The sequence below is a fragment of the Alphaproteobacteria bacterium genome, from assembly GCA_035625915.1.
GTDB lineage: Bacteria > Pseudomonadota > Alphaproteobacteria > JACZXZ01 > JACZXZ01 > DATDHA01.
This window is the reverse complement of sequence record DASPOR010000029.1, coordinates 1-26,827: the sequence shown is the minus strand read 5'-3', so window position 1 is coordinate 26,827 and position 26,827 is coordinate 1. Positions and strand designations below refer to the sequence as shown.

29 protein-coding genes are annotated in these 26,827 nt (G+C 60.5%); 4 read left to right on the top strand and 25 right to left on the bottom strand.

All coding sequences use genetic code 11. The features are described 5' to 3' along the window. Positions 1 to 145: 145 nt before the first annotated feature. From nusB to rpiB, 8 genes are all read right to left on the bottom strand, one after another. Entirely contained in the window at positions 146 to 676 is a 531-nt protein-coding gene (gene nusB / locus VEJ16_02845) for a transcription antitermination factor NusB (GenBank protein ID HYB08591.1), read from the bottom strand. Between the two features lie 6 nt (positions 677 to 682). After that, entirely contained in the window at positions 683 to 1,147 is a 465-nt protein-coding gene (gene ribH / locus VEJ16_02840) for a 6,7-dimethyl-8-ribityllumazine synthase (GenBank protein HYB08590.1), read from the bottom strand. 6 nt (positions 1,148 to 1,153) lie between these two features. Then, positions 1,154 to 2,272 (bottom strand): 3,4-dihydroxy-2-butanone-4-phosphate synthase, encoded by a 1,119-nt coding sequence (gene ribB, locus VEJ16_02835; protein HYB08589.1) that lies wholly within the window; start codon positions 2,270 to 2,272, stop codon positions 1,154 to 1,156. A gap of 2 nt (positions 2,273 to 2,274) precedes the next feature. Continuing rightward, entirely contained in the window at positions 2,275 to 2,868 is a 594-nt protein-coding gene (locus VEJ16_02830) for a riboflavin synthase (protein ID HYB08588.1), read from the bottom strand. 9 nt (positions 2,869 to 2,877) lie between these two features. Further along, positions 2,878 to 3,993, bottom strand: coding sequence for a bifunctional diaminohydroxyphosphoribosylaminopyrimidine deaminase/5-amino-6-(5-phosphoribosylamino)uracil reductase RibD (gene ribD / locus VEJ16_02825; protein HYB08587.1), 1,116 nt, complete (start codon positions 3,991 to 3,993; stop codon positions 2,878 to 2,880). Continuing rightward, complete coding sequence (gene nrdR / locus VEJ16_02820) at positions 3,990 to 4,448, bottom strand: transcriptional regulator NrdR (GenBank protein ID HYB08586.1); 459 nt, start codon at positions 4,446 to 4,448, stop codon at positions 3,990 to 3,992. Before nrdR ends, ribD begins: the two co-directional genes overlap by 4 nt. A gap of 58 nt (positions 4,449 to 4,506) precedes the next feature. Then, positions 4,507 to 5,823, bottom strand: a complete 1,317-nt coding sequence (glyA, locus tag VEJ16_02815; GenBank protein ID HYB08585.1) for a serine hydroxymethyltransferase — start codon at positions 5,821 to 5,823, stop codon at positions 4,507 to 4,509. 95 nt (positions 5,824 to 5,918) lie between these two features. Then, a complete protein-coding gene (gene rpiB, locus VEJ16_02810; GenBank protein ID HYB08584.1) occupies positions 5,919 to 6,362 on the bottom strand; it encodes a ribose 5-phosphate isomerase B in 444 nt (147 codons plus the stop codon). A gap of 444 nt (positions 6,363 to 6,806) precedes the next feature. Between rpiB and VEJ16_02805 the strand changes: the two genes are divergently transcribed. After that, entirely contained in the window at positions 6,807 to 7,250 is a 444-nt protein-coding gene (locus VEJ16_02805) for a MucR family transcriptional regulator (GenBank protein HYB08583.1), read from the top strand. A 127-nt stretch (positions 7,251 to 7,377) separates the two neighbouring features. Here the strand turns inward: VEJ16_02805 and VEJ16_02800 are convergent, their stop codons facing one another. From VEJ16_02800 to VEJ16_02775, 6 genes are all read right to left on the bottom strand, one after another. Continuing rightward, the gene (locus VEJ16_02800; protein ID HYB08582.1) at positions 7,378 to 8,490 is read right to left on the bottom strand and encodes a branched-chain amino acid ABC transporter substrate-binding protein; all 1,113 of its coding nucleotides are present in this window, start codon (positions 8,488 to 8,490) and stop codon (positions 7,378 to 7,380) included. A 154-nt stretch (positions 8,491 to 8,644) separates the two neighbouring features. After that, complete coding sequence (locus VEJ16_02795) at positions 8,645 to 8,998, bottom strand: hypothetical protein (protein HYB08581.1); 354 nt, start codon at positions 8,996 to 8,998, stop codon at positions 8,645 to 8,647. Positions 8,999 to 9,015: 17 nt separating this feature from the next. Beyond that, positions 9,016 to 9,726, bottom strand: coding sequence for an ABC transporter ATP-binding protein (locus VEJ16_02790; GenBank protein ID HYB08580.1), 711 nt, complete (start codon positions 9,724 to 9,726; stop codon positions 9,016 to 9,018). Next, positions 9,726 to 10,595 (bottom strand): ATP-binding cassette domain-containing protein, encoded by an 870-nt coding sequence (locus VEJ16_02785; protein ID HYB08579.1) that lies wholly within the window; start codon positions 10,593 to 10,595, stop codon positions 9,726 to 9,728. The genes VEJ16_02790 and VEJ16_02785 overlap by 1 nt, the downstream gene beginning before the upstream one ends. Further along, positions 10,592 to 12,094 carry a high-affinity branched-chain amino acid ABC transporter permease LivM gene (gene livM / locus VEJ16_02780; GenBank protein HYB08578.1) on the bottom strand — a complete coding sequence of 501 codons (1,503 nt, stop codon included), beginning with the start codon at positions 12,092 to 12,094 and terminating at the stop codon, positions 10,592 to 10,594. Before livM ends, VEJ16_02785 begins: the two co-directional genes overlap by 4 nt. Before the next feature lie 2 nt (positions 12,095 to 12,096). Continuing rightward, positions 12,097 to 13,014 (bottom strand): branched-chain amino acid ABC transporter permease LivH, encoded by a 918-nt coding sequence (locus VEJ16_02775; GenBank protein HYB08577.1) that lies wholly within the window; start codon positions 13,012 to 13,014, stop codon positions 12,097 to 12,099. Between the two features lie 485 nt (positions 13,015 to 13,499). On the opposite strand from VEJ16_02775, the gene VEJ16_02770 reads away from it, so the two are divergent. Beyond that, complete coding sequence (locus tag VEJ16_02770) at positions 13,500 to 14,000, top strand: cupin domain-containing protein (protein ID HYB08576.1); 501 nt, start codon at positions 13,500 to 13,502, stop codon at positions 13,998 to 14,000. A 74-nt stretch (positions 14,001 to 14,074) separates the two neighbouring features. Next, entirely contained in the window at positions 14,075 to 15,295 is a 1,221-nt protein-coding gene (locus VEJ16_02765; protein ID HYB08575.1) for an acyl-CoA dehydrogenase, read from the top strand. A gap of 104 nt (positions 15,296 to 15,399) precedes the next feature. Here the strand turns inward: VEJ16_02765 and VEJ16_02760 are convergent, their stop codons facing one another. From VEJ16_02760 to VEJ16_02720, 9 genes are all read right to left on the bottom strand, one after another. Then, positions 15,400 to 15,789 carry a PIN domain nuclease gene (locus tag VEJ16_02760; protein ID HYB08574.1) on the bottom strand — a complete coding sequence of 130 codons (390 nt, stop codon included), beginning with the start codon at positions 15,787 to 15,789 and terminating at the stop codon, positions 15,400 to 15,402. Beyond that, a complete protein-coding gene (locus VEJ16_02755; protein HYB08573.1) occupies positions 15,786 to 15,995 on the bottom strand; it encodes a type II toxin-antitoxin system VapB family antitoxin in 210 nt (69 codons plus the stop codon). Before VEJ16_02755 ends, VEJ16_02760 begins: the two co-directional genes overlap by 4 nt. A 176-nt stretch (positions 15,996 to 16,171) precedes the next feature. Beyond that, positions 16,172 to 17,050 (bottom strand): carbohydrate ABC transporter permease, encoded by an 879-nt coding sequence (locus VEJ16_02750; GenBank protein ID HYB08572.1) that lies wholly within the window; start codon positions 17,048 to 17,050, stop codon positions 16,172 to 16,174. Positions 17,051 to 17,054: 4 nt separating this feature from the next. Further along, positions 17,055 to 17,906 (bottom strand): sugar ABC transporter permease, encoded by an 852-nt coding sequence (locus VEJ16_02745; GenBank protein HYB08571.1) that lies wholly within the window; start codon positions 17,904 to 17,906, stop codon positions 17,055 to 17,057. 151 nt (positions 17,907 to 18,057) lie between these two features. Beyond that, positions 18,058 to 19,374: an ABC transporter substrate-binding protein gene (locus tag VEJ16_02740; protein HYB08570.1), complete on the bottom strand. Its 1,317-nt coding sequence runs from the start codon at positions 19,372 to 19,374 to the stop codon at positions 18,058 to 18,060. A gap of 140 nt (positions 19,375 to 19,514) precedes the next feature. Next, entirely contained in the window at positions 19,515 to 20,576 is a 1,062-nt protein-coding gene (ugpC, locus tag VEJ16_02735) for a sn-glycerol-3-phosphate ABC transporter ATP-binding protein UgpC (GenBank protein ID HYB08569.1), read from the bottom strand. A gap of 151 nt (positions 20,577 to 20,727) precedes the next feature. Beyond that, on the bottom strand, positions 20,728 to 21,459 hold the full coding sequence (locus VEJ16_02730; protein HYB08568.1) for a type 1 glutamine amidotransferase: 732 nt from the start codon (positions 21,457 to 21,459) through the stop codon (positions 20,728 to 20,730). 112 nt (positions 21,460 to 21,571) lie between these two features. Beyond that, positions 21,572 to 22,558, bottom strand: a complete 987-nt coding sequence (gene meaB / locus VEJ16_02725; GenBank protein HYB08567.1) for a methylmalonyl Co-A mutase-associated GTPase MeaB — start codon at positions 22,556 to 22,558, stop codon at positions 21,572 to 21,574. 110 nt (positions 22,559 to 22,668) lie between these two features. Then, positions 22,669 to 23,295 carry a MarR family transcriptional regulator gene (locus VEJ16_02720; GenBank protein ID HYB08566.1) on the bottom strand — a complete coding sequence of 209 codons (627 nt, stop codon included), beginning with the start codon at positions 23,293 to 23,295 and terminating at the stop codon, positions 22,669 to 22,671. A gap of 130 nt (positions 23,296 to 23,425) precedes the next feature. Between VEJ16_02720 and VEJ16_02715 the strand changes: the two genes are divergently transcribed. After that, positions 23,426 to 24,307 carry an RNA polymerase factor sigma-32 gene (locus VEJ16_02715; protein ID HYB08565.1) on the top strand — a complete coding sequence of 294 codons (882 nt, stop codon included), beginning with the start codon at positions 23,426 to 23,428 and terminating at the stop codon, positions 24,305 to 24,307. 70 nt (positions 24,308 to 24,377) lie between these two features. Here VEJ16_02715 and VEJ16_02710 read toward each other — a convergent pair whose 3' ends face one another. Both VEJ16_02710 and VEJ16_02705 read right to left on the bottom strand, forming a co-directional pair. Beyond that, complete coding sequence (locus tag VEJ16_02710) at positions 24,378 to 24,863, bottom strand: MarR family winged helix-turn-helix transcriptional regulator (GenBank protein HYB08564.1); 486 nt, start codon at positions 24,861 to 24,863, stop codon at positions 24,378 to 24,380. 298 nt (positions 24,864 to 25,161) lie between these two features. After that, positions 25,162 to 26,827 (bottom strand): ATP-binding protein (locus VEJ16_02705; protein HYB08563.1); only part of this gene is annotated, 1,666 nt, incomplete at its 5' end.

Here is a 26,827-nt window from a genome sequence, read left to right as displayed (position 1 = left end):
CGGCAACACGCAAGTAGGCCACGTCGTCCTCGAGACCGTACGCATCGGGAAATTTCGAGGCAAGAGGTGCGAATAGCCGCGCGATCAGCTCGAATTCGCTCGGCCGCTGGCGTCCCGCTGCTTTGCCCGGCACAGTGCGCGACCCCTATTTTTGCGAGGGATCCGGCATCGCCGTGTCCGCCATCTCCGCCTCGCGCAGCAAGCGCGCGAGCCGGTCGAGGACGCCGTTGACCATTCCGACCTCCTTGCCCTCAAAAAAGGCGTGCGCCACGTCGACATATTCGCTCACGACGACCCGTGCCGGCACGTCCGCCCGCCGGAGGAGCTCATAGGCACCTGCGCGCAGCGCCGCCGCCATCACCTTTTCGATGCGGGCGAGCGGCCAGCCTTCGACCAGGGTCGAACCGATCAGCCGGTCGAGTTCATCCTGCTGTGCTGACACACCGTGCACGATGTCCGCGAACAGCGCCTTGTCCGCTTCGACCGCATTCTCGCCTTCCCCGAGCTCGGCCCCTCCACGATGAAGGAGAAATTCTGCGACAACACCGTCGGCCGCGGCACCCGTCATTTCCATCTGATAGATCGCTTGAACCGCGGCCAAGCGCGCCGAACTAAGGCGGTGCACATTGGTCGGCGATTTTCCTTCGGCTGGGCTCTTGTCGGGACGCTCCACCATGATCTATCAGCGCGGATAGAGACGGAATGTGCGCTTGCGATCGACCATCGCAAGGCACGCGCGCGCCGCCTCGCCACCTTTGTTGCGGCCGGTGAGCGAAGCGCGCGCCCAAGCCTGCTCTCGGTTTTCAACCGTAAGCACGCCGAAGCCAAGTGCGAGGGTATATTCGACGGCAAGCGACTGCAGACCTCGCGCGCACTCGCTGCACACAAGATCATAGTGGCTCGTCTCGCCTCGAATGACGCAGCCGAGCGCGATGAATCCGTCGAAGCGCGGACGGGCCGTATAGAAATCGCGGCTGCGGATCGAATATTTGATCAAGGCGGGAATTTCGAAGGCACCGGGAACGGTGATGCGCTCATAGCTCGCACCCGCCTTCTCGAGCGCATCCATCGCACCGCGCGCCAACTCGTCCGCGATGTCCTCATAGTAACGCGCTTCTACAATCAGAATATGGGGTGCGTTGGCCATGCGCGATCAATCCCCGCCAGCCGGAATGGGCCGCTGCTCGACAACACTGAGCCCATAGCCCTCCAAACCGACGATCGTGCGTTTCGTGTTGGACAACAGGATCATATCGCGCACCCCGAGGTCGAGCAAAATCTGGGCGCCGATTCCGTAATCGCGCAGACCGGTCGTGGCACCTGAGCCGCCCGTCACGCGCGCGGTCACGATATCCGATAACCGGGTCGCACTTGGCTCACGGATCAAAACGACGACACCCCGGCCAGCCTCATCGATCATCCGCATCGACGCCTCGATCTCGCCGCCGCGTCCGCCACTTCGCTCCCCAACGACGTCATGGAGCACATCGAGCGCATGCATGCGCACAAGCGTCGGCTCTCGGGACGACACGTCTCCCTTCACCAATGCGATATGTTCGGCATAGGCGATTTTGTTGACGTAGACCACCATGCGGAACTCACCGCCATATTTGCTCTTTACGGCGGTTTCCACGCTGCGTTGAACGATGCGGTCGTACCTCAGCCGGTACTCGATCAGATCCGCGATCTTGGCGACTTTCAGATTATGGAACTGGGCAAATTTGATAAGGTCCTGCATCCGCGCCATCGTGCCGTCGTCGTTCATGATCTCGCAGATGACGCCCGACGGGTTCAATCCCGCAAGCCGCGCCAGATCGACGGCAGCTTCGGTGTGTCCGGCGCGCACCAACACCCCGCCGTCGCGCGCCACGAGTGGGAATACATGGCCCGGCGTGACGATGTCGTCCTTGCCTCGCATGGGATCGATCGCGACCGATACGGTTCGTGCGCGATCCGGTGCGGATATGCCCGTCGTCACGCCCGTGCGCGCTTCGATCGAGACGGCGAATGCCGTCTGATGGCGCGAGGCGTGATGTTGGGGCATGAGGGGCAGGCCAAGTTCGTGAATGCGCGCCTGGGTCAGAGAGAGGCAGATAAGGCCGCGGCCATGCTTCGCCATGAAGTTGATCGCATCCGGTGTCGCCATTTGCGCGGGAATGACGAGATCGCCTTCGTTCTCACGGCTCTCGTCATCGACAAGGATGAACATCCGCCCATTGCGACAATCGTCGATGACTTCCTCGATTGACGACAAAAACCTGCTGTGCGGCACGTTCAGCTCCTCTCCAGGAGGCGAGCAACATAGCGTGCCAAGATATCCACCTCAAGATTGACCCGGTCTCCGACCGCCACTTCGCCAAAGCTCGTGACGCGCCGCGTATGGTCGATAATATTGACGCCAAAAAATGCGCCATCCACCTCGTTTACGGTGAGCGAGACACCGTCGATTGCGACCGACCCTTTGGAAGCGACGAACTTGGCAAGCCCGGCCGCAACCTCGAACATGAGCCTCATACTGCCGCCTTCCGGAATGATTTCGACGATCCGGGCGACGCCGTCGACGTGGCCGCTTACGAGATGGCCGCCGAGTTCGTCTCCGAGACGCAGCGAGCGTTCGAGATTGACGGCGCGGCCGACGGCCCATGTGCCGAGCGTTGTCCGTGCGAGGGTTTCCCCGGAAACTTCGACGGCGAACCAGTCCGCACCCTTCTCGACCACCGTCAAGCACGCGCCCGAGCAGGCGATCGATGCGCCGAGCGCGATCGATGCCATCTCATAACGGGTCGTGAAGGCGAAACGGGTGTCGCCGCTTGCGGCCTGCTCGACTGACCGGACCCGGCCAAGGTCGGTGATGATGCCGGTGAACATCGCGCTAAGCTATGCTCGACGCGAGAATGTTTCCAGCGTATCGACGCCGCAGGAAATTACCGAGGTGCGCTCGAAGCGCGGCGCCTCGGCGAGCCTGTCGACGCCGAACGCGGCAGCCGCCGGAAGCCCGTCGCCGCCGACGGCGATCGGCGCGCGAAACCAGGCGATCCGATCGACCAGATCTTCGCGAAGCAGGGCAGCAGCGAGCTGGCTGCCACCCTCGACAAGGAGGCGGGTGATCCCGCGCTTGCCGAGTTCACGCAAGGCGCCATTGAGGTCGGGCCGGTCGCCTTCGCCAGGCGGTACCAAAATGACAGCGACGCCGAGGCGCAACAACGTGTTACGGCGTTCCTCCGGCGCATCCGAACGGGTGACGAACCAGGTCGGTATTGAAACGTTCGTCGAGACAAGCCGGCTCGTCAGCGGCGTGCGCAGCCTGCCGTCGATCACAACGCGGACGGGCGATGCCGCCTCGAGGCCCGGCAGCCTGCAGGTGAGTTCGGGATCATCCGTCAAGGCTGTGCCGACGCCGACCGAGATTGCATCGTGAGTGGCGCGAAGAAGATGCGCGCGCTGGCGGGCCAATTCTCCGGTAATCCACTGACTTTCGCCCAAATGCGTTGCGATGCGGCCGTCGAGCGTGGTCGCTGTCTTCCAGGTGACGAGCGGCCGGGCCTTGCGCTGGAGCGTGAAGAAGCCCGCATTGACCTCCATGGCATCGTCGTGAAGGAGGCCCGCCGCAACATCGACTCCGGCATTCTTAAGCCGTTCGATACCGGCACCCGAGACACGCGGGTCGGGGTCTCCGATCGCCACACAGACGCGCTTAATACCTGCGCGGATCAAGGCATCGGCACAAGGTGGGGTGACGCCACGATGGCTGCAGGGCTCGAGGGTCACGTAGGCGACAGCACCGCGCGCCGCCTCGCCTGCCCGCCTAAGTGCCTCCGTTTCGGCATGAGGCCGCCCTCCTGATTGGGTCCAACCTCGCCCGACGACACGACCCCCGCGGACGATGATGCAGCCCACGGCGGGATTTGGCCACACGCGACCGAGCCCGCGGCGGGCCAATCCCAGGGCGGCTTGCATGAAGCGTCGATCGGCACTGTCGCTCGTTACTGTCACTCGGCAGTGTCGCTCAATTGCCCGACGAAATCCTCGAAATCCTTGGCCTCGCGGAAATTTCGGTAGACCGAAGCGAACCTCACGTAGGCGACCGGGTCGAGGCCGCGGAGCGCGTCCATCACCATCTCGCCAATCACCTCCGAGCGGATATCGCTCTCGCCAGAGCTTTCGAGACGCCGCACGATCGAATTGACGATGCGCTCGATGCGTTCAGGATCGACCGGCCGTTTTCGACAAGCAATTTGGATCGAGCGGACAAGCTTGTCCCGGTCGAAAGTTGCGCGCTGGCCATTCTTCTTGATGACCATGAGTTCGCGGAGCTGCACGCGCTCGAACGTCGTGAAGCGCGAACCGCACGCCGGACAGAAGCGTCGGCGGCGAATTGCGGCATTGTCTTCGGTCGGCCGGGAATCCTTGACCTGGGTGTCCTCGTGGCCACAAAACGGACAACGCATGCCCTACCCCCCCTCGTTTTGCTGTCGTTTCTTGCTCCGCGCTTCGACTTGGCCTGCATCAAAAATCCGGATAGATCGGAAACCGCGCGCATAAGGATTCAGCGCGCGCGCGCACTTTGCGCTCGACCGCACTGTTATCATTCGATCCCGAGGCAAGGCCGTCGAGCAAATCGGCGATCAACTCGCCCACCTCGTTGAACTCGGGGACGCCGAACCCCCGCGTCGTCGAGGCGGGCGTGCCGAGGCGAACGCCCGATGTGATCGTCGGTTTTTCGGGGTCGAAGGGCACGCCGTTCTTGTTGCACGTGATCGCACCCCGCTCGAGGCTTTCGACAGCGATCTTACCGGTCAGCCGCTTCGAGCGCAGATCGACCAGCATGAGGTGCGTATCGGTGCCGCCCGTCACGATGTCGTAGCCGCGCCGGACAAGGGTCGCAGCCAGCGCATGGGCGTTATCCACGACGTGCCGGGCATAGATCTTGAATTCGGGCTTGAGCGCTTCGCCCAGAGCCACCGCCTTGCCGGCGATCGCATGCAGGAGCGGCCCGCCTTGCGTGCCCGGGAAGATGCCGGAGTTGATCTTCTTGCCGAGGTTTTCGTCCATTGACAGGATCATTCCGCCACGCGCACCGCGCAGCGTCTTGTGCGTGGTCGTCGTGACGACGTGGGCATGCGGCAACGGGCTCGGATGCACCCCGCCTGCGACGAGCCCGGCGAAGTGCGCCATGTCGACCATGAGATACGCACCGACGCTGTCGGCAATCGTCCTGAACCGGGCAAAATCGATGAAGCGAGGATAGGCGGATCCGCCCGCGATGATCAGTTTCGGACGATGCTGCTCGGCGAGACGCGCAAGCTCGTCATAATCGATCAGACAATCTTCCCGCCGCACCCCGTAGGGTACGGGGACGAACCACTTGCCCGACACGCTCGGCGGGGCGCCATGCGTGAGGTGTCCGCCCGCCGCGAGCGAAAGTCCCATGAATTTGTCGCCCGGCTGCAACAAGGCGAAGAAGACCGCGGTATTGGCCTGCGCACCCGAATGGGGCTGCACGTTTGCGAAGGCACAGCCGAAAAGTTTTTTGGCGCGCTCGATCGCCAAACTTTCGACGATGTCCACATGTTCGCAGCCGCCGTAATAACGGCGACCGGGATAACCCTCCGCGTATTTGTTGGTGAGCACGGAGCCTTGCGCCTCGAGAACGGCGCGCGAGACGATGTTCTCCGAAGCGATGAGTTCGATTTGGCTTTGCTGGCGCCCAAGTTCACCCCGAATGGCGTGCGCCACCTCCGGATCGACTTGGGAGAGGCCAGCCGAGAAAAATCGGTCGAGCGTGCCAGCCGGTGAAGCACTCGCGCCATCTTGTCTCGTCATCGCACGGTCAATCCCTTCGTTCGAGTATGGATTTCGGATCGCTTATCAAAAAACGGCCGAGCACCCGACGTGTGCTCGGCAAATTCGATACCGCGTCACGCCCCGGATAACTTCGAAACACGCCTCCCATGACGCTCACCGCCATCGAACGCCGTCGACAAGAAAGTACGCAGGCAGTCCTTCGCCACTTCCTCCCCGATGAGCCGCGCGCCGAGCGCCAAGACGTTCGCGTCGTTGTGGCGGCGCGCCAGTCCGGCCGAGGAAACATCGTGGCATACCGCGGCCCGGACCGCGCGGCTTCTGTTTGCGGCAATACTCATGCCGATCCCCGTGCCGCATATAAGCACGCCGCGCAGCGCCTGCTTGCTTTCGATTGTTCGCGCCATTGCCGCTGCGAAGTCGGGATAGTCGACGCTCTCCGATGAATTCGCTCCGAGGTCGAGCACCCTGTAGCCCAGCGCCTCAAGCTCGGCGCGCAACACCGACTTGAGTGCGAACCCTGCATGGTCTGAGGCGATCGCAATTAATTCCGCGGGCATCGACGGTCACAGAAAGCGGGAAAAACCGTCTGCGAAAATACCATATGTCGGCACATGGTGCCAGTCCGCTACTAGCTCTCGCGGAAACCTCTACGAAATTTATTGCGGTCATGGGTCGAAATTTCTTGGAATCGACATGTCATGGCCGAACAAATATCGCGAAATTCTAGGATAAACGCGCGATGTCGACAACATTGATCGGGATTTGTTCGGAAAATATGGCGCTTGTTGCAGTGATATAATTCAATTCACAAATAATTAGAAATCTATTCAGTACAATTTTCGAGAAATTAGGTATAGAGACTCTAATAAATCAAAATAGTAAACTCTACGCAAACCGAAGGAAGAATTTATTACTCGTATTGCCACTGTATCGAATTGACACGATAAAATTTATATGCGAATGATTGTAAATTACCTTCTGAGGCGAAGAGGATCGGCGCCATGAGGGAAGACAACGGTGAAAAGGCGGGTCGCAGTGACATGCTGCGTATGACGACCGAGGTTGTCGCAGCCTATGTAAGCAATAATGCCCTCGCTCCGTCTCAATTACCCGAGATAATCCGCTCGGTCCACGGGGCATTGGATCAATTAATCGGCGGAACCGACCAGGCCAGACACGAAATGCTCAAGCCCGTCGTACCGATCAAACGTTCCGTCACACCCGAATACATCGTCTGTCTGGAAGACGGCAAGAAATTGAAGATGCTCAAACGCCATCTGCGCACGACCTACGATATGACCCCCGACGAATATCGCGCCAAATGGGGCCTTCCCCCGGAATATCCCATGGTAGCACCCAATTACGCCGCCCAGCGCTCGGCCTTTGCGAAGAAGATCGGGCTCGGCCGCAAACCCTCCACAGAAGGCCGCCGCCGATCACGCTAGTGTGGCGAATCCGAGATTCGCCACGCGACGCCCGATTTCTTCCGCACATCTTTCCGTCGCATTGAGAGGAAACAAATCGGCCCGGCAGTTGCCCGCCGGGCCGACATTTCGGTGCGAGACCTAGCTATTAAAGTTTAGTCTCGGCGTACTTGCCATCATGCCACTTGTACCAGACGTACTCGGAGTTCTTGATGTCCCCCTTGTCGTCGTACTGGATCGTTCCCAAAACGGTGTTGAACGAGCCCTTGCGCAGCTCGACCGCAAGCTTCTGCGGATCGGTCGTGCCGGCATTCTTCACCGCCTGGGACCACACCTGGAATGCGGCGTAGGTATAGAGGGTGTAGCCTTCGGGGTCGTAGCTTGTGGCCTTGAACTCGGCCACCACGGCCTTCGCCGCCGGATTGTCGCGGGGGTCCGGCGGGAACGTCATGATCAGGCCCTCGCCGGCGGGCCCGGCGATCTTCCAGAACTCATCGGTGACCAGGGCGTCCTCGGACACGAATTGCGGCTTCCACCCTTGATCTGCCGCCTGCTTGATCAGGAGACCCGTCTCGGTGTGGTAGCTGCCGACATAGACCACGTCGATGCCCATCTGCTTCATTTTGCTGACGAGCGCGGTGAAATCCTTGTCGCCCTTCTGGAACGAGTCGTAGAGCGCTTCCTGCACGCCCGCAGCATTCATGTTCTTCTTCGTCTCGTCGGCGATGCCTTGGCCATATGGCGATTTGTCGTGGAGAATGGCGATTTTCTTGCCCTTGTACTTGTCCGCAAGGAACTTGCCGGCGACCACGCCCTGCTGGTCGTCACGACCGCAAACACGGAACACGGTCTTCCATCCCTTCTGCGCCGCACCTTCCGTCAGGGCCGGGTTCGTCGACGCCGGCGTGATCTGAAGGATATTGTTCTCGACATAGACTGCTGATGCTGGAATCGAGTTGCCGGAACAATAGTGGCCTGCCACAAAGACCACGTGCTTTTCCACGAACGAGTTGGCGACCGGAACGGCCTGCTTCGGATCGCACTGATCGTCGCCGACCTCAAGCTTCAACATTTTGCCCATCACGCCGCCCGCGGCGTTGATGTCCTTGACCGCCATCTCGGCGCCGCGCTTCATTTGCTCGCCAAACGCGGCATCGTTGCCGGTCATTGGACCGGCGGTCGCGACGACAAGCTCGTCGGCCCGCGCCGCTGCCGTGCACAGCACGGCAAAGGCAGCCGCAGCCACCAACATATTTGTCATTTTGTGCATTAAGCTCTCCCTTTTCGTGTGACGTGCCACAGTGACGCCGAGGACTTCCCGGCATAACCAGCTATCAGCACTTCGATATAGATTCCACAGGTGCCGGTAGCTGGCAAATTAATTCGCGGTCCTGGATTCTGGATGTGCTCCTAAGCTACTCGCGCTGCTTCTCTCGCCAGCCCATCGGACCGGCCGCTTCGTAAAGCCACGGATACTGGCTGACCATCATGCGGCTCAGCGTCCAACGATGCGCGATCAACATGACGGCGAATATGTACAGAAAGTTGACGATAAAGCCGAGCACCGACAGGAGCGGGCCCTCGAAGAGCAGGTAGTCGAAGAGCCGGCTGGCAACGGCGAGAAGCAACCCATAATAGAAGCAGCGCGACCACGGGCGCCACGTTCGTGCGAGGGCCTGGGCGGCCATGTAGGCGGCCCATCCGAACAGGATCACCGTGCCGAAGATGAACTCCGCCCAGGTGCTGCTGCCGATCAAATCCGTCGCCATCCCACGCTCCCCGGCACCTAATGTCCGCCTTCCAGATAAGCGGCCCGCACCTGTTTGTTGGCCAAGAGCTCAGCACCCGTCCCGGTCATCAGGATCTCCCCGTTCGCAAGGACGTATCCGCGATCGGCGAGGCGCAAGGCGTGGTACGCGTTTTGTTCGACGAGGAGAATCGTCGTCCGTGTCGCGCGATTGATATCGCGGATGGTCTGGAAGATTTGGCGGACGATTAACGGCGCAAGGCCGAGGGACGGCTCGTCGAGTAGTAGAAGTCGGGGCCGGCTCATGAGCGCACGCCCGATCGCGAGCATCTGCTGCTCGCCACCCGAGAGCGTTCCACCGCGCTGCTCCTGCCGCTCCTTCAGGATCGGAAAAACCGTGAAAACCCGCTCCAAGTCCTCAGCGAAATATTCGGGATTGCTGACCAGAGCCCCCATCTGAAGGTTTTCAAGGACGGTCATACGCGGGAAGATGCGCCGGCCCTCGGGCGACTGGGCAATACCGCTGCGCATGATCAAGTGCGTCGGCACTGCCGTGATGTCGCGCCCCTCGAAAATCACCTTGCCCGAGCGCGCGCGCGGCGTGCCGCAGATCGTCATCAGGAGGGTCGACTTGCCCGCGCCGTTCGAGCCGATAAGGGTGACGATTTCACCTTCCTTGACCTCGAGGTCAACGCCTTTGAGGGCCTGGATGTGGCCGTAATAGGTGTGGACGCCCGAAATGGTGAGCATCAGTGGAGCTCTCCGCCGCGTTCGGTCGGAACGCCAAGGTCGCGAGCCACCTCGGCAGGCAGTGCCTCGTCCTCCTCCTCGCCGAGATAGGCGCGGATCACGGCCGGGTCGTTGCGGACCTCGACGGGTGTGCCGTCGGATATCCTGCGGCCGTGATCGAGAACGACGACATGATCGGAGATCTTCATCACCACGGTCATATCGTGCTCGATCAGCAGGACTCCGATCCGATGGTGATCGCGGATGTACAAAAGCAGCTCGTTGAGTTCTGCCGATTCACGGTTGTTAAGGCCCGCCGCGGGCTCATCAAGGCAAAGCAGCACCGGCTCGGTGCACATGGCGCGGGCAATTTCCAACCGTCGCTGGTCGCCATAGGGCAGCGTGCCGGCGTTGTCGTCCGCACGATTGACGATGCCAATCCTCTCAAGCCAATAGCGCGCAAGGTCGACGGCGTGGGCCTCAGCATGCTTGTAAGTGGGCACGCCAAAGAGGCCGAGGGCCGTATAACCGGACGCGCGCATGAGCTTGTTGTGCTGGGCAACCAGCAGGTTTTCGAGCACCGACATGCGCGGGAAGAGACGAATGTTCTGAAACGTGCGCGCCACGTGCGCGTGCTGCGCGATACGAAATCCGTCCATGCGTTCCAGCAGGTGGGCTTTGCCGTCCGCGGCCGTAAGAAGGAGGCGGCCGACCGTTGGCTTATAGAAACCAGTGAGGCAGTTGAACACCGTGGTCTTGCCTGCGCCGTTGGGCCCGATGATGGCGGTAATCTGCTGGTTCATCGCATTGAACGACACGTCGTCGACAGCGAGCAAACCGCCGAAGCGCATCGTCAGGTGCTCGACCGTCAGCAGCGGCGTCGGAGTCATCTACCGGGCACTCCATCGGGTGCTGGGCGCTTGGAGAGGCGAAGGGTCGGATCGCGATGCGCGAGGAGACCCTGCGGCCGCCAAACCATGATACCCACCATAAGGGCGCCAAACGCCAACATGCGATAGGCCTGAAGGTCGCGGAAATATTCCGGCCCCCCGATCAAAAGGAACGCCGCTACCACGACACCGATCTGGCTGCCCATGCCGCCGAGCACGACGATCGCCAAGATGATCGCGGATTCGAGAAAATTGAAGCTCTCGGGGCTGATGAAGCCCTGCCGGGTCGCGAAGAAGGAGCCCGCAAAGCCCGCGAACATGGCGCCAATCGCAAATGCTGTGAGCTTGGTGTTCGTCGGATTGATGCCGAGTGCTCGGCACGCAATCTCATCCTCGCGGAGCGCCTCCCAGGCGCGGCCGATTGGCAGCCTGCGGATGCGCAGCGTGAACCAGTTCGTCAGAACTGCGAGCAAGAGGATGATGTAATAAAGCCAGTACACACGGTGGATGGGCGCGAAATCCACACCGAAGAATTGATGAACGGCGGTGATGCCGGGGGGAGGTGCGGGGGTGAACGGCATGCCGAAAAAGCTCGGCCGCGGAATGTCGCCAATGCCCCTGGCGCCGTTCGTAAGCGCGCTCCAATTCAGCAGAACCAAACGGATCATCTCGCCGAAACCCAAGGTTACGATCGCGAGATAATCGCCCCGCAGGCGGAGCACCGGAAAACCCAACATGATGCCGAAGGACGCGGCAAGCCCGCCGGCGATTGGCAACGCCTCCCAAAAATTGAACCCGAGGCCCTTCGAGAGAAGTGCGTAGGAATACGCACCGACCGCGTAAAATGCCACATATCCAAGATCGAGGAGACCCGCGAGGCCGACCACCACGTTGAGGCCCCAGCCCAACATCACGTAAGTCAGGACGGCTATGCCGATATCCATCGTGCGCTGGTCGGCAAATGGCATGAACGGCAGTGCCACCGCGAAAGCCGCGATGAACGGTCCGATCCGGCGCGCGAGGCGATTTACCGCCACGGCGATCCGCTCACCCATCACGTCCTTCCCGCGTTCGGTCAGTGCCGCCGCCCTGCGTCGCATCAGGACCCATGCGCGCAGTGCAACCACGGTCGACGTCGCAAAGGTGAGAAAATTAAGGGTCTGCCAATTCACGGTTACGAAGTTGGCAAACGCGTTCACAAGCCAAAGAACGCTGAAGGCGCCGGTCACAAGCATGATGGGCCGGGCAAGGCCCGCGTTGCAAAATAACAGGAGCAACCGACCCGTGAAGATCAAGGCGACCGCGTAGAAGAGTTGCGGGAACCGGGTCTGTAGGACGATCGCACTCGCCTGGTCGACGGTCTGAAAACCGACAAGGGGCAATGCCAGCGCAAAGGCGATGAACCCCGTAATAGCCGCGTCCTTGAGTATATCCGCCATCGGACGTTCCAGGCGCTTGGGCATCGGCATCGCCATGTCCTGGGTCGCCTGGGTGGCCACGATCAGACCTTCTCGATGTCGGGCTGGCCGAGGAGCCCGGTTGGCCGGAAGATCAGCACGCACACGAGAATTCCGAAGGTCGCAACGTCCTTGTACGCCGTGCTGAAATATGCCGCCCAAAAGACCTCGATCAGGCCGATGAGCAATCCGCCTAGCATTGCCCCCGGCAGCGATCCCACGCCGCCGAGCACAGCCGCGGTGAACGCTTTGATGCCGGCGAGAAAACCCACGTAGAAATCGATGATTCCGTAATAAAGCAGCCAGACCATGCCAGCGACCGCGGCGAGGGCCGCACCCATTACGAAGGTGAGCGAGATCGTGCGGTCGACATCCACGCCGAGAAGGCGCGCCATTCGCATGTCCTGCTCGCAGGCGCGCTGCTGGCGACCCAACGAGGTCTGCGCGATCATGAGTGCAAATCCGGCCATGAGCGCCGCGGTGACGACGACGATGACGATCTGCATATAGCCGAGATGGACCGTGAAGCCCGAATCGCTCGTCATCAGCTCGACCCCACCTTGGAGCATCGGCGTGATCGCCTTATTGCGGGCACCCTGGAGAAGTTGGACGTAGTTCTCGAGGAAAATCGACATGCCAATTGCGGAAATCAGCGGCGCCAGTCGATTGGAATTGCGCAAGGCGCGGTAACCGATGCGCTCGACAGCCCAGCCGTAGATCGAGGTGAACATCATCGCCATCAGCAGCATGCACACGAGCGCAAACGGCACCCATGTCACGCCCAACAGGCCAAGCACGAGGAATGTGATGACCGATATGAATCCGCCGATCATGAAGATGTCGCCATGGGCGAAGTTCACCATGCCCAAGATTCCGTAGACCATGGTGTAGCCAATAGCGATCAGACCGAAGATGGAGCCGAGCGTTACGCCGTTGATGAGCTGTTGGAGGAAATACTCCATGAAGCCTTTATTCCCTGACCTGCCCTCATCGGACGGCTGGTTGGCCCAGCACTGCCCTACACGTTCGTTGCCGCCGCACGCAAAATGCGCGTGAGACTAGGCTATGGCGCGAATCTCGAGGAACGCAAGTTCAAAAGCAACCGGCTCACCTGCCTCACGACACTCCCAGAACGCCAGCCATTAATCTTTTTTGCTCTTTGTCGCTTGCGCGGTCTGCGCTCGACATATTCTTTCAATTCGCAGCGGCGGCGACCCTATCTCAGCGACGTGGGAAGGCGCAACAAAATTTTCATACACGGGGCCACGGCAACCTTATACTCAAGTAACGCAAATATAATGTTAGACCCGCGCGATGATTTTTGGCGCCACACACCGGCGATAGCCCAACGCGCACGCCATTCGTCTTTTTGGCGCCTTTCACCCGTTATCGCCAGGGTGCCGAAGGCGCGATAGACTGTTCCTTCCCATCGACAGGAGGGTCGGATATGGCGGCAAAATCGCAAAGCAAAGCCCGCAAAAGCCGGCTAGCTAAGAAAAAGGTCGGGCGGTTCAGTTTAAGCCGCGCCGCGGATGCGACCTATCGAGGCGAAGGCTTGAGGCCATTCTTCCGCTACCGCGATCTCGGCATCAAGCACGCTACGCGCGGTCGTGTCGGCGCCCACGTTGTTCGGGCGGTGCGCGCTTGCAAAGAGGGCACAGGGGCCCACAAGCACAAGCTCAGACTTCAGATCATTTACGTGCTGAAGGGCGAAGTCGCGTTCTGGTATGACGGCCAGGGAGAATTCGTGCTCCGTGCCGGCGACTGCGTGCATATGCCGGCGGAAATTCATCATGAACTGACGCGCGGGTCGCGCGACCTTGAAATGCTCGAAATCACCGCACCGGCGGAATTCGCAACCCTCGACGTGAAAAGAGACCGGTCGCCGATTGCACGGCGGAAGACACCCGTGAAGGCCGGAATGCCCCATCGCGCCGATGCGGCGTGACAGAGGGGTTGACGAGGAATATATCTCGGCTCGGGCGCAAGACCGCCACTCGCCACTTGGGAAGAGAGATCGCCATGTCACCAGCAGAACTCGCTGCCGCGGAAAAACCCGCCTCGAAATCCTGGGCCAAATTTCAGTGGGACGATCCCTTCCTGATCGAAGACCAGCTGAGCGAGGACGAGCGGATGGTGCGTGACACCGCACGCAGCTATTGCCAGGAAAAGCTGATGCCGCGCGTGCTCGAGGCGAACCGTCACGAGCGCTTCGATCGAGAGATTTTTCCTGAGCTGGGGGAGCTTGGCCTGCTCGGCTCGACGATCAAAGGGTATGGCTGCGCCGGCGTGAGCTATGTCTGCTACGGCCTGATCGCCCGCGAGGTAGAACGAGTCGATAGCGGTTACCGCTCTTGCATGAGCGTGCAATCCTCCCTGGTCATGTACCCGATCCACGCCTATGGCAGCGAGGCGCAGCGCAAGAAGTTCTTGCCCAAGATGGCCGCGGGCGAATGGGTCGGGGCATTCGGCCTGACAGAGCCCGATCATGGCTCCGACCCCGGAGGGATGAAGACACGGGCGCGGAAGGTCGCCGCCGGCTACAAGCTTACCGGCGCCAAGATGTGGATTACGAATTCGCCCATCGCCGACGTCTTCGTGGTGTGGGCCAAGGACGATAGTGACGTGATCCGCGGGTTCATCCTCGAACGCGACATGAAGGGCCTCACCACCCCCAAGATCGAAGGTAAATTCAGCCTCCGTGCGTCGATCACCGGCGAGATCGTCATGGACGGCGTGCTCGTCCCCGAGGAGAATCTGCTGCCAAACGCGAAGGGACTCGCGGGACCGTTTGGCTGTCTCAATAACGCACGCTACGGCATTGCGTGGGGTGCGATGGGGGCGGCGGAGTTTTGTTGGCACGCCGCGCGCAACTACGTTCTCGAACGCAAGCAGTTCGGCCGGCCGCTTGCCGCCAATCAGCTCATTCAGAAGAAACTCGCGGACATGCAGACGGAAATCTCGCTCGGTCTTCAAGCCGCCCTTCGAGTTGGACGCATGGTCGACGAGCACAAGGCGGCGCCGGAAGCGGTCTCACTGATCAAGCGCAACAACTGCGGCAAGGCGCTCGAGGTTGCGCGCATCGCACGCGATATGCATGGCGGCAACGGTGTCGCCGACGAGTATCACGTCATCCGCCACGTCATGAACCTCGAGGCGGTGAACACATACGAAGGAACGCACGACATCCACGCACTGATCCTCGGCCGCGCGCAGACGGGAATCCAGGCCTTTACGGGATAAGACGGCGCCAGTGCTGGCGCGGCGCATTTGCCCTCGGCGCACCGGCGGGCATCGGACCGGTGTCGTGTGAGGCGGTATGCAGGCACACGAGCGAGGCGAAGACGTTACGCCACCTCGAGGCCGAGATGCTCGACCATCGGCGCGAAGTCGCGATCATCGTGCAGTAAAGCATGGCGACGCTCGATGCAGAAAGTGGCGATGATGATGTCGGCGGTCTTGCGGACCGTGATGCCGAGGTTTCGCAGTCTGCGATAGTTGCGGGCAGCCCGGGACGCCAAATCATCGTCCAAAAGGCGCACGATCGCATACTGGCGCAATTTGCGCTCGACGCGCGCGGCCTGGGCATCGTCGCGGGCGCCCTGGAGGACCTCCAGTAAGATAAGATCCCCGATCAGCAGAGGTTCGCGTGCCGCAACAGCTTCCAACTTCACGGTCGCAAGTGTGGTTTGACCGCGCAGATGCGCGATCCAGACCGAGCTATCGACAAGGATCATATTCGACCGGGTCGGCGACCCCGACGCATCTTATTCAGATCACCCTCCCAACCCAGACCTTTGATATCGGTTAACGCCTCGACCTGCTCGCTCACCCGCACCAACAGGCGCAGTCCCTCTTCCACGGTGGCCCGCTTGGTCGCCAAACCCGTCGCCGCCATTGCGCGGCTCAGCAATTCATCGTCGATTTCAATGTTGGTTCGCATGGGTACCGGCGCTACCTTCGAATAATGTGTATAGATTGTCCAGTTTATACACATGGATGCGTTATCGCAAGCCCGCATCGCAAATTTGGGAGCGGCACGGGGAAACTCCGCATGGAAAGAGGGCACATTTTGGCCTACATACGTCGTCGTGCATCCAGAATGCGCTGAAGATACGCCTACTCTTTCACCGCACCCGTCATACTCGAGACATAGTGCTCGACAAAGAACGAATAGAGGATCGCGACCGGTAGCGAGCCCACGAGCGCTCCCGCCATCAGGGACCCCCAGTGATAGACGTCGCCCTCGACAAGTTCGGTGATCACGCCGACGGATACGGTTTTGTATTCGGATGATGAAATGAAGGTGAGCGCATAGATGAATTCGTTCCAGGAAAGCGTGAAGGCGAAGATTCCCGCCGAAATGAGGCCGGGTACGGCAAGCGGCAGGATGATCTTCAACAGGATTTGAAATCGCGTGGCCCCGTCGATCAGTGCGCATTCCTCGAGCTCGTACGGGATCGACTTGAAATAGCCCATGAGGAGCCACGTGCAGAACGGCACGAGGATCGTCGGATAGGTCAGGATCAACGCCCAAAGGGAATCGAACACGCCGAGTTGGAAGACCATGAGGGCGAGCGGAATGAATAGAATGGAGGGCGGAACGAGGTAGGCGAGAAAGATTCCCACGCCGACATAGCGCGAACCCTTGAAACGCAGCCGCTCGATCGCATAGGCGGCAAAGACACTCGCAAAGAGCGATAGGAACGTCGCGGCCACCGACACCAGGACCGTATTCCAGAGCCAGAGTCCGTAATCGGTCTCGAAGAAGAGCTTGTGGAAATTGGCCAGCGTCGGATGGGTCAGCCAGAACGGGCTGAAGGTCTTGTAATCGTAAAGCTCCTCATTGGTCTTGAAGGATGTGATCGCCATCCAATAGAACGGAAAGAGCAGGACGATCAGGAAGACCCCAAGCGGGACGTAAACCGTCACCACCTTCCTCGGCAGCGAGACGAGGTAAGCCGTGCCCGACGGGTCATGCCGGAGCGATTGCGCCATTACGCTAGTCCCTTCCGCCGTGCTGCCAGCGGCGGCGTTGCAGCCCGAAATAGCTGAACAGTATTGCGACTAGGAGGAACGGGATCATCGCGACCGAGATCGCCGCCCCTTCACCCATGTGACCGCCCGTGATCGCTCGCTGGAATGAAAGTGTCGCCATCAAGTGCGTGGCGTTGATCGGTCCGCCGCGCGTGAGCGTGTAGATAAGCTGAAAGTCCGTGAAGGTGAACAGGACCGAAAAAGTCATGACAACCGCGATGATCGGCGTCAGCATCGGCAGCGTGATGTGCCAGAAACGCTGCCAGGGACTGGCACCGTCGAGTGTCGCGGCCTCGTAGAGCGACGGCGGGATTGTCTGCAGGCCGGCCAACAGGCTGATCGCGACGAATGGCACGCCGCGCCAGATATTGGCCACGATCACCGACGCCCTTGCCGCCCACGGGCTGCCGAGAAAATCGATGTAGTGGGTGATCAGGCCGAGCCGCATCAGCATCCACGAGATGATCGAGAACTGGCTGTCGTAGATCCACCAGAAGGCGATCGCTGAGAGAACCGTCGGTACGATGAACGGCAGGAGGACGATCGCGCGGATGAACGCCTTGAAGGGCAAATGCTCGTTGAGGAGCAATGCCAGCCAAAGCCCGAGGGCGAACTTGAAGATGCTCGCGACCACGGTGTAGAGCGTTGTATTGAAGACCGAGAGCCAGAAGACGTCGTCCAGGGCAAGCGAGATGAAGTTGCCGATGCCGATGAAATGGCCGGGCTCACCGAGTGTGGCGTCGGTCGTGCCGAGCCATATGCCGAGCCCGAGGGGATAGGTCAGGAAAATCAGCAATAACGCTCCCGCCGGCAGCATGAAGATGAGGCCGAGCAGGTTGCGTCCATGCACCAGCCTTTCGAGCCAGCGATAGCCGGGCGTTTCCGCGGCGAGAGTACGGCTTTCGGCTACCATGAATGCTCCGGGGAGTGCTGCGGGCGGCGCTCAACGGCGCTTCGCCCGCGACCCATCAGACCTGATAGTAGCGCTTGGCGTGCTCGGCTGCGCGTTTTGCCGCATCCTCGGGTGATTGCGCGCCCGAGGCTGCCTCGGCAAACATGTCGACAACAATGAAATCGCCGATCACGGCGGCCGATGCGAAGCCGAGCGGGCCGGCGTAACCGTTCTGCAGAATGAGCTTCGAGACCTCGCTGAACGGCTTCGCCTTTGGATCCGACGTCCAGACGGGGTTGTTCTCGTAGTATTTGAGCGGCTGACTTATGTATCCGAGCGAAGCCACCATCCAAGGATCGAACTGCTCCTTTTCCCACATGAAGCGCAGATACTCTTTCGCCGCGTTCGGATATTTCGTGTATTTGAACACAAACGCCTGGAGCATCAGGTTCTGTTCGGTGGGCTTGCCGCCGGGCCCGATTGGATAATGGGTATGGTCCATATCCTTGGCGATCTCCTGAAGCTTGGGGTCACTCGAGGTCTTGGCCACGTAGTAGATCGAGATCCCGTTGCCGGTCAGGCTGCACTCACCCGCGAGGAATGCCTTGTTGTTGCTCGGGTCGAGCCAGGTGAGCGTACCGTCGATGAATGTCGGGTAAAGCTGTTTCGCGTATTCGAGGGCTGCGACCGTTTCAGGCGAGTCGAGCACGACATTGCTCTTTTCGTCGACCACCTTGCCGCCGTGGCTCCACAGGCACCAATGGGTCCAGTTGTTTGCGTCGCCCGTTGCATGGCCGAGTGCAAAGCCCGCGGGCGTGCCGTTCTTCTTCAGGTTCTGGCAAAGTTTGAGAAAATTCGGCAGATCGGCCGGTGGTTTCTCGAAGCCTGCCTTCTGGACGTGGCTTATCCGATAATTGATGCAAGATCCGTTGATGCCCTGAGGCAACGCGATCCACCGGTTGTCGTGGATGCCGTAGTCTCGGCAGACGTCGTACCAGCCGCCATATTTCGTGCCGAGGTAGTCCGCGAGGTCGCTGAGATCGACGAGCTTGTCGGGAAACTTGTGGGGATCGTCGTTGGTGCCGATGATGATGTCGGGGCCGGCCCCAATATTCGCGGCCACCGCCGCCTTCGGGCGTACATCCTCCCAGCTTTCAGTGTCGAGGCGGACCTCGACACCGGTTTGCTCGGTGAATTTCTTCGTGCTCGCTGTGAAGGACTCGATATCGCCCTGGACGAATTGCTTCCAGCGTAGTACACGCAATTTGGCGCCCGCTTCCGGCGTATATTTCAGCTCCTGCGCCGCCGCGGATTCAGCCCATCCACCGACGGCGCCGGCAAGTGCTGCGCCGGCGCCGATCTTCACCACCTCGCGCCGTGTGAATTTGAACATTGCCTTCCTCCCAATCTGATCTTTTGCCCGGCCACCGGCCTGGCAAATTCTGAGACCGAGCGATCTCTTATTTTCGCGCCGATGCCGTTCGAAATTGCAGACGCGCGTTCGAATTCACCCACTTCCGCCCGGCGTTCCGATCACAGCCTTTGACCACTGCCCGCATCGAAAACATGTACCGCCGGCATGTCCGGTTTGAGCCAAATACGCTCGCCGGGTTTGAAGCGATGGCGCTCCTTGAAGAGTGCTTGAACACGCGAAGTGCCAATCTGCACGACGATGAGGGTTTCCGCCCCGGTCGGCTCGACCAGCACCACGTCCGCCGCCAAGCCTTGATCCGGCCCCACAAGCGTCAGATGTTCGGGCCGAATGCCATAAATCACTTTGCGCCCTGCTTCGCCCTTCGTGGTCGTCGGAAGATGGACCCCGTCCGCCGACACGATGCCGCCGGCCTCATTGCCGTTGAAGGCCCCTTCGATGAAATTCATCGCAGGAGAGCCGATGAAGCCCGCGACAAAGGGATTGGACGGCGTGTCGTAGAGCTCGAGGGGGGTTCCGATCTGCTCCACGATCCCATCGCGCATCACGACAATGCGGTCGCCCATGGTCATGGCCTCGATCTGATCGTGGGTCACGTAGATCGAGGTCGAGCCCAGGCGCTGATGGAGCTCCTTGATCTCCGAGCGCATCTGGACCCTCAATTTGGCGTCCAGATTGGAGAGCGGCTCGTCGAACAGGAAGACTTGCGGGTTGCGCACGATCGCTCGCCCCATCGCGACACGCTGACGCTGTCCACCCGAAAGCTGACGTGGATAGCGCTGGAGGTAGGGTGTCAGGCTCAGGATCCCTGCGGCTCTGTTGACCCTGCTTTGAATCTCCACGGATGCAACCTTGGCGAGCTTGAGGCTGAACGCCATGTTGTTGAACACGGTCATATGGGGATAGAGCGCATAGTTCTGGAACACCATCGCGATGTCCCTGCTCTTGGGCGGAACGTTGTTGACGACCCTGCCACCGATCAACACTTCGCCGCCGGTGATCTCCTCAAGGCCCGCGATCATGCGCAAGAGCGTCGATTTCCCGCAGCCGGACGGACCGACGAGGACCACGAACTCCCCATTTTCAATCGCCAGCGTAATGCCGTGAATGACTTCAGTTGCGCCAAAAGCCTTATAGACGCCACGCAATTCGACGGATGCCATGCCCTCCCCGCACGCTATTTTTCACACGCTCGGCGGACGTGCTTCTTTGCGCCACATTACGGCGGGTCCCTTTTTCCGTCCATAGTGGAATTAATTTCCAGCCGATCCGGCAATTATCCGAGGGCGCACGATTTTTCGGCGTCAATCAGCTTCAAGCCGCGGTTGCAGCAATCAACGCCTTGAAACTCTCATAAAGAAAGCGCGCATTGGCCTTGAAGCCCGGCACACATCTCCGGGCCTTGGCTTCGAAGACCGCCAACTCTCCCTCGCCAAGGCCGCGCTCGAGTGCCCGCTTGTAAGAAGGAATGCCCGCCCAGTCGGACACGGTCTTTTCAGTCGCTTCGATATGGAATTGCAGGCCGTATGCGCGTGCGCCATATCGTATCGCCTGGATCGGACTCGCACTGTTCGCCGCGAGCACCACGGCGTCGCGCGGAGGTGCCGTCACTTCGGCGGCATGCCATTGCAGACACCCGATCCTTGGCCCCAATCCCGCCAAAAGCGGGTCGGCCATCCCTTCGGGCGTCAATTCGACCTCCCCTACACCCACTTCCGCGCGGCCTTTCATCGGCTCGACCTTGCCGCCGAATGCATCCGCAAGAAGCTGGTGGCCAAGACAGATGCCGAGATACGGCATCGACCGATCGCCGGCCGCCTCACGAATCGCCGCCTTCTCCCCACGCAGCCATGGATAGCGATCCTCTTGCCAGACATCCTGGGGCCCACCCATAACAAGAAGACCGTCATAGCCTTGGAGCAAAGGTATCGCCTCTCCGGCATCGAGGCGCACCACGTCGGCGCGCACGGCGTCCTCGGCAAAGAACTCCCGCAAGGTCCCCGGATGCTCGAGCGGATGATGCTGAAAGACAAGAATTCGCTTCACGAACTCATACCATATGGGGCGAGCGCCTCCGGCGATTATGAGACCGCCGCGAATGGTTTCCCAGCCTTAATAAATCGTTCACGGTATGGATGGATGAAACTGCGTTGATATATCAATGTGACGCCACGGCGAACAATTGATGAAACAATTCCAACGCCCGCTCCGCACCTTGCTCGAAACTCATCTCGCCTTTCAGGACCGCTTCGCAGACTTCGGCAAGTTTCCGGTCCTCCGCTGCGTGAAGTGCCCCGCGCACCCGTTCCGCGGCAATGGCTGAAAGAAGGCGCTGCACGCGCCGGGCTGCGTTGTTTGCGCGGATACCGGCGGCTGGCGCGATCGAGCGCCCATGCGCCACGACTGCGTCCGCGAGCTCGGCAATGCCCTCCCCTCGGATCGACGACACGCACAACACGGTCGGGCGCCACTTCGCGGAATCGCGGAAATCCAGCATGGCCTCGAATTGTGCTGCCGCGCGCCGCGCATCGGGCAAGTCGGCCTTGTTGACAACGAGGATATCGGCGATCTCGAGGATGCCGGCCTTTAGGGCCTGAACTTCATCGCCCAATCCCGGCGCTGTTATGACGATCTTGGTGTCGGCGATTTCCGCGATTTCGATTTCCGACTGCCCAGCACCCACGGTTTCAACTATCACGACGTCGCGCCCGGCCGCATCCATCACGTCGACGGCGCGGCTCGCCGCGCGCGAAAGGCCACCAAGATGACCGCGTGAGGCGAGCGAGCGCACGAAGACGCCGGGATCGCCACTGTGCTGAGTCATGCGAATGCGATCGCCGAGGATGGCGCCGCCCGAATGCGGACTCGAAGGATCGATCGCGACGACTCCGACGCTCGTACCGCGCTTGCGGAGTTCAGCGATATAAGCGTTGACAAGGGTCGACTTGCCAGCACCCGGTGCGCCCGTGACACCAACGACACGCGCGCGCCCTAGTCTCGGAAAAATCGTCCGCAGGACGCTTGCGGCCTCACCCGCCTCACTCTCGATCGCACTCAGCGCCCGCGCCAGCGCAACCCGGTCGCCATCGAGGAGCTGTTCGAGCCAGGGGGCCTTATTCTTCCCGTGAGATCCGTGAGCCGCCATCTCGCTAACCGAAGGGTCTAGTATTGGGCGAGTCTTAACCGCTCGCCATTTGCCAGGCAAGGTGGCGCAGACAAACCGATCAAATGTTCGAATTAAATGATGACGGGGCTTTACTCGACGGGGCGGGTGCTGTCTGCTTTTTTCGCGCGGCCGGTACAATCGGAGAAATTCACGCACAATTGGCGGCTTTCCTCTTTGGACAGCACCTCGCCGGTGAGGCCGCATTGTGTCGTCGTTGATTCACCCGAAGCCACCAAATGGCTGCACTGCTCGCACACACCGAAGACACCTTGTCGGCATCGGCTTCTGATTCGCTCGAGAACCTGACTGACCCCCTTCGCCAGCGATTCGGCGCAAGTTCCCGAGAGGCCGTCGACCGCGCGTTCTATCTCCCGCATCGGATCGCTCTCGAGAAGTGCGCGCCCGGACTCGGTCAGTTCGAGCGACACGCCGCGCCGGTCATGACAGTCGCGACAGCGCGTAACGTGACCCTTACTTTCGAGCGCGCGCAGAGTTTGCGATGTCGTACCCTTCGTCGTCCCCAAATAGTCCGACAACGAACTCGGCGAACGCGAATAGCGGTTCGCTCGGCCGAGGAACCGAAGGGCTTCCCACTGGGCCGGATTGAGGCCATTTACGAATTGGAGCGCGTGCGTAGCCCGACCGAGACGGTCGAGCAATTCGGCAATTTGCCCGGCGGTTGGCAACTCGGCATGACGTTCCGGCATAGGCGGCATGAAATAATATCGACTCGAAATTATTGTTGCGGTGCTCACATGGAGAGAGCTAATGTATCGACTCGATATTAAAAGTCAACTTGAGCCCGCAAGCCAAGCTCAAGGGGCGGGCAAGCAGATCGGGTGATTTATGGCAACCGGCAACGCCAAAGAAACCGAGCGCAGCGACCGTCGGTATATCGCCACGACGATGGAAGCGCCGTATCTGGAGCGCGAATATGAACAGGAACTCGGACGACGCTGGCGCGAAGAAAAGGACGAAACGGCACTCAATGAGCTGATCGAGAGCCACGCACGCCTGGTCGTGCGCATTGCCTCGCGCTATCGCTCAAGTTCGATACCGCTCGGCGACCTCGTGCAGGAAGGAAATATCGGCCTCATGGAGGCGGCATTGCGCTTCGATCCCGAGCGCAACGTGCGATTTTCGACCTACGCGACCTGGTGGATCGTCCGCATGATCCGCAACTACATGATGCGCAACGCGTCGATCGTGCGGGTCGCGACGACCCCGAGTCAGCGTCGCGTCTATTTCAATCTTTGGCGCCTGCGCTCCAAGGTTCAGGTGCGTCCGGACGGCACCATGTCCGACGAAGACCGCTTGCGCATCGCGACAGAGCTGGACGTTCCGCTCTCGGACGTCGAACGCATCGACATCCATTTTGCGCGGCCCGATCAGTCCCTCAACACGACGATCGGCGACGACGACTCGATCGAACTCCAGGACCTCGTCGCTGACGTTCGCCCCTCGCCCGAGGCAATCGTGGCGAGCCGGCGGGACCACAAGGTCAAGGTCGAATGGCTTAATGAGGCGATGCATACGCTCTCGGAGCGCGAGCGCCGCGTCATCGAAAGCCGCTTTCTTGGCGATGACAAGACAACGCTTGCCGATATCGGCGAGACGTTCGGCGTCACCAAGGAACGCATTAGGCAGATCGAGCGTCAAGCACTCGGAAAGCTACGGACCGCGATGGAGAGGCGCGTTTCCGGACCAAGCGAGGTCCTCGAGAATTGACCGAAATCGTCTGAGTGAGGAACGAGCGCGCGCTCCACAAGGAGGCGCGCATTCCTTGGCACGTGCATCCTTATGCGGCCTTTTCGCCGCGCGGAAGACCGAGGGGAGTGCCGCCGACGAGAAGTTCTGTCCAGAAGCGCTCGAGGGCGCGCATCGCCGCGTTGATTTCGTCAAGATTCTTGGGGCCGTTGCCGCTTCCGGCCAGCACCTCGACATGACGGTCGTACGCCGCGTCGATCGCATGGCGTAGCTTAATACCCTTCTCCGTCAGCCGAATCCTGACCGAACGGCGATCGTGCGCGGAGCGGGCCTGCATAACATATCCGTACTCGACGAGCTTCTTGAGATTGTAGGTTACATTGGTGCCGAGATAATACCCGCGTTGGGTAAGCTCGCCGACCGTGTACTCATCGGCCCCGACATTGAAAAGGATGAGGCCCTGGACGTTATTGATGTCCTGAATGCCGAGGCGTTCAAGTTCCGCCCGAACCACGTCAAGGAACCGGCGATGCAGCCGCTCGATCAACGCGATGCTCTCAAGGTATGCGCTTTTCACGATACGTCCCACCTACTTGGCCGCGACGGGCCGACTTCTTGTCCGAGCAAGAAGGTACCGGCGGTCACCTTAATGAAGGCTTACCGGGGAGGCGAATTGACGGGTGACCATCGTGCCACGGTCTGGCCGAATGCATGGGTCGAATGCCGTGCTTCGACGCTGATCGCAACGCGTGGTTGATGTGAGGTACCGAGTATCTCCTTGAAAATAAAAAACTAGCTTGGCACAGCATCGTGAGGCCCGGAGCCTGGGGCTCGGCCGCGAAAATAACTTTCATGGGCCGCCCGGACAATTTCGGCTATGCCGCGTCAGCCACCGGCTCGCCTTCTGGATCGACCGGGAGTTCGAGCCATACGACGGTGCCCTCGCCCACCTTGCTCTCGAGACCGACGGCGCCACCGTTTCGTTCGGCGAGGGCACGCGCGATGACAAGGCCGAGCCCGGTCCCTTCGAGCCTGAGCGCGTTGTGGCCGCGCTCAAACGGTTTGAACAGTCGCTCGATATCCCCTGCCGCGATTCCGATTCCCGTATCGCGCACGGCGATCCTCACGCACCCGTCATCCGACATGCCCGTGATCTCGATCGATCCTCCGGCATTCGTGAACTTAATGGAATTCGAGAGTAGGTTGATCAGGATTTGCTTCGCGGCCCGGCGATCGGCGCGCACGCAGGGAAGAGCGTCGGGAAGGTCGACCGACACCGCGACTCCTTTAACAGCCGCGAGGTCGTCCACAAGGCGAACGCATTCGGCGACGAGCTTACGGACGTCCTGTCGCTCTGGCGTCAGGTCGAGCCTTCCAGCCTCGATCTTGGACAAATCCAGCACATCTCCGATCAGCTCCAGGAGATGAAGGCCGCTACGATGAACGTCGGCGGCATACTCCTTGTATTTTGGGCTGCCGAGCGGCCCGAAGGTCTCGCGCATCATCATTTCGGAAAAGCCGAGGATGGCGTTAAGCGGTGTGCGTAGTTCGTGGCTCATGCTCGCAAGGAACATGTTCTTGCTCACGTTCGCCTCCTCCGCCCGTCGATGCGCTTCAGCATACTTGTCGGCGAGTCCCGCGAGCTCGATGGCTTGAGCCTCCGAGTGCGCTCTTGCGGCCTCGAGGTCGCCGACCAATTTCCGCAATTCGGCTTCCTTATGTTTGAGCGAGGTGATGTCGGTTCGGATACCAACAACGCCGCCCTCGCTGGTTCGCCGCTCGATGACCAGCATCCATCGGCCGTCCGCAAGCTGTTGTTCGAAGCTACCGCGCGGATTTCGATGTCGCTCGGCCCGTTCCTCGATTGACCGTTCAGCACTGCCGGCAATCCTGTAGAGACCCGCCTTCGTCGTCGCTTCGAGGACTTTTTCGAAGCGCACACCCGGCTCGATCCGGATTTCATCGAGACGATGAAGCTCGCGATATCGACTATTGCAGATGACGAGCCGGTCGTTGGCGTCCCAAAGGGCGAAGCCTTGGCCGATGCTCTCGACCGCGTCGGCGAGGCGCTGTTCGGCGATTCGGGCTGCACGATATGCGCGCTGCTCGCTCACGATACGCCGATAGAGGAGCACCAGCAGCACGCAAAACGCCGCAACGGCACCCACGCTCACGGCGGAATCGAATATGAACCGGTGGGTCCAGTCCCTGAGCACGTCCGCCTGGGTAAGTTCGACGAGGATATAAAACGGCAACTTCGCCATCGGATGGACGGCTACGATTCGTCTGACCCCGTCACCGAGAACATCTCCGCGCAAGATGCGATCGGAGCGGTCGATTCTGGCCTCCGCCAACGACGGGGCAAACAAGGACGGCCGACCGATCGAGCGCTCATCAGACGCTGTAGTCGCGACGACACTGCCATCTTGATATACGAGTTCGATAGCGCCATGAGCGCCGATCGGCGCCCATCGGAAGAAATCCCGGATTGCCCCAGGCTCTACGGAGCCCACGGCGAATCCGCGCAAATCGCCATCGTCT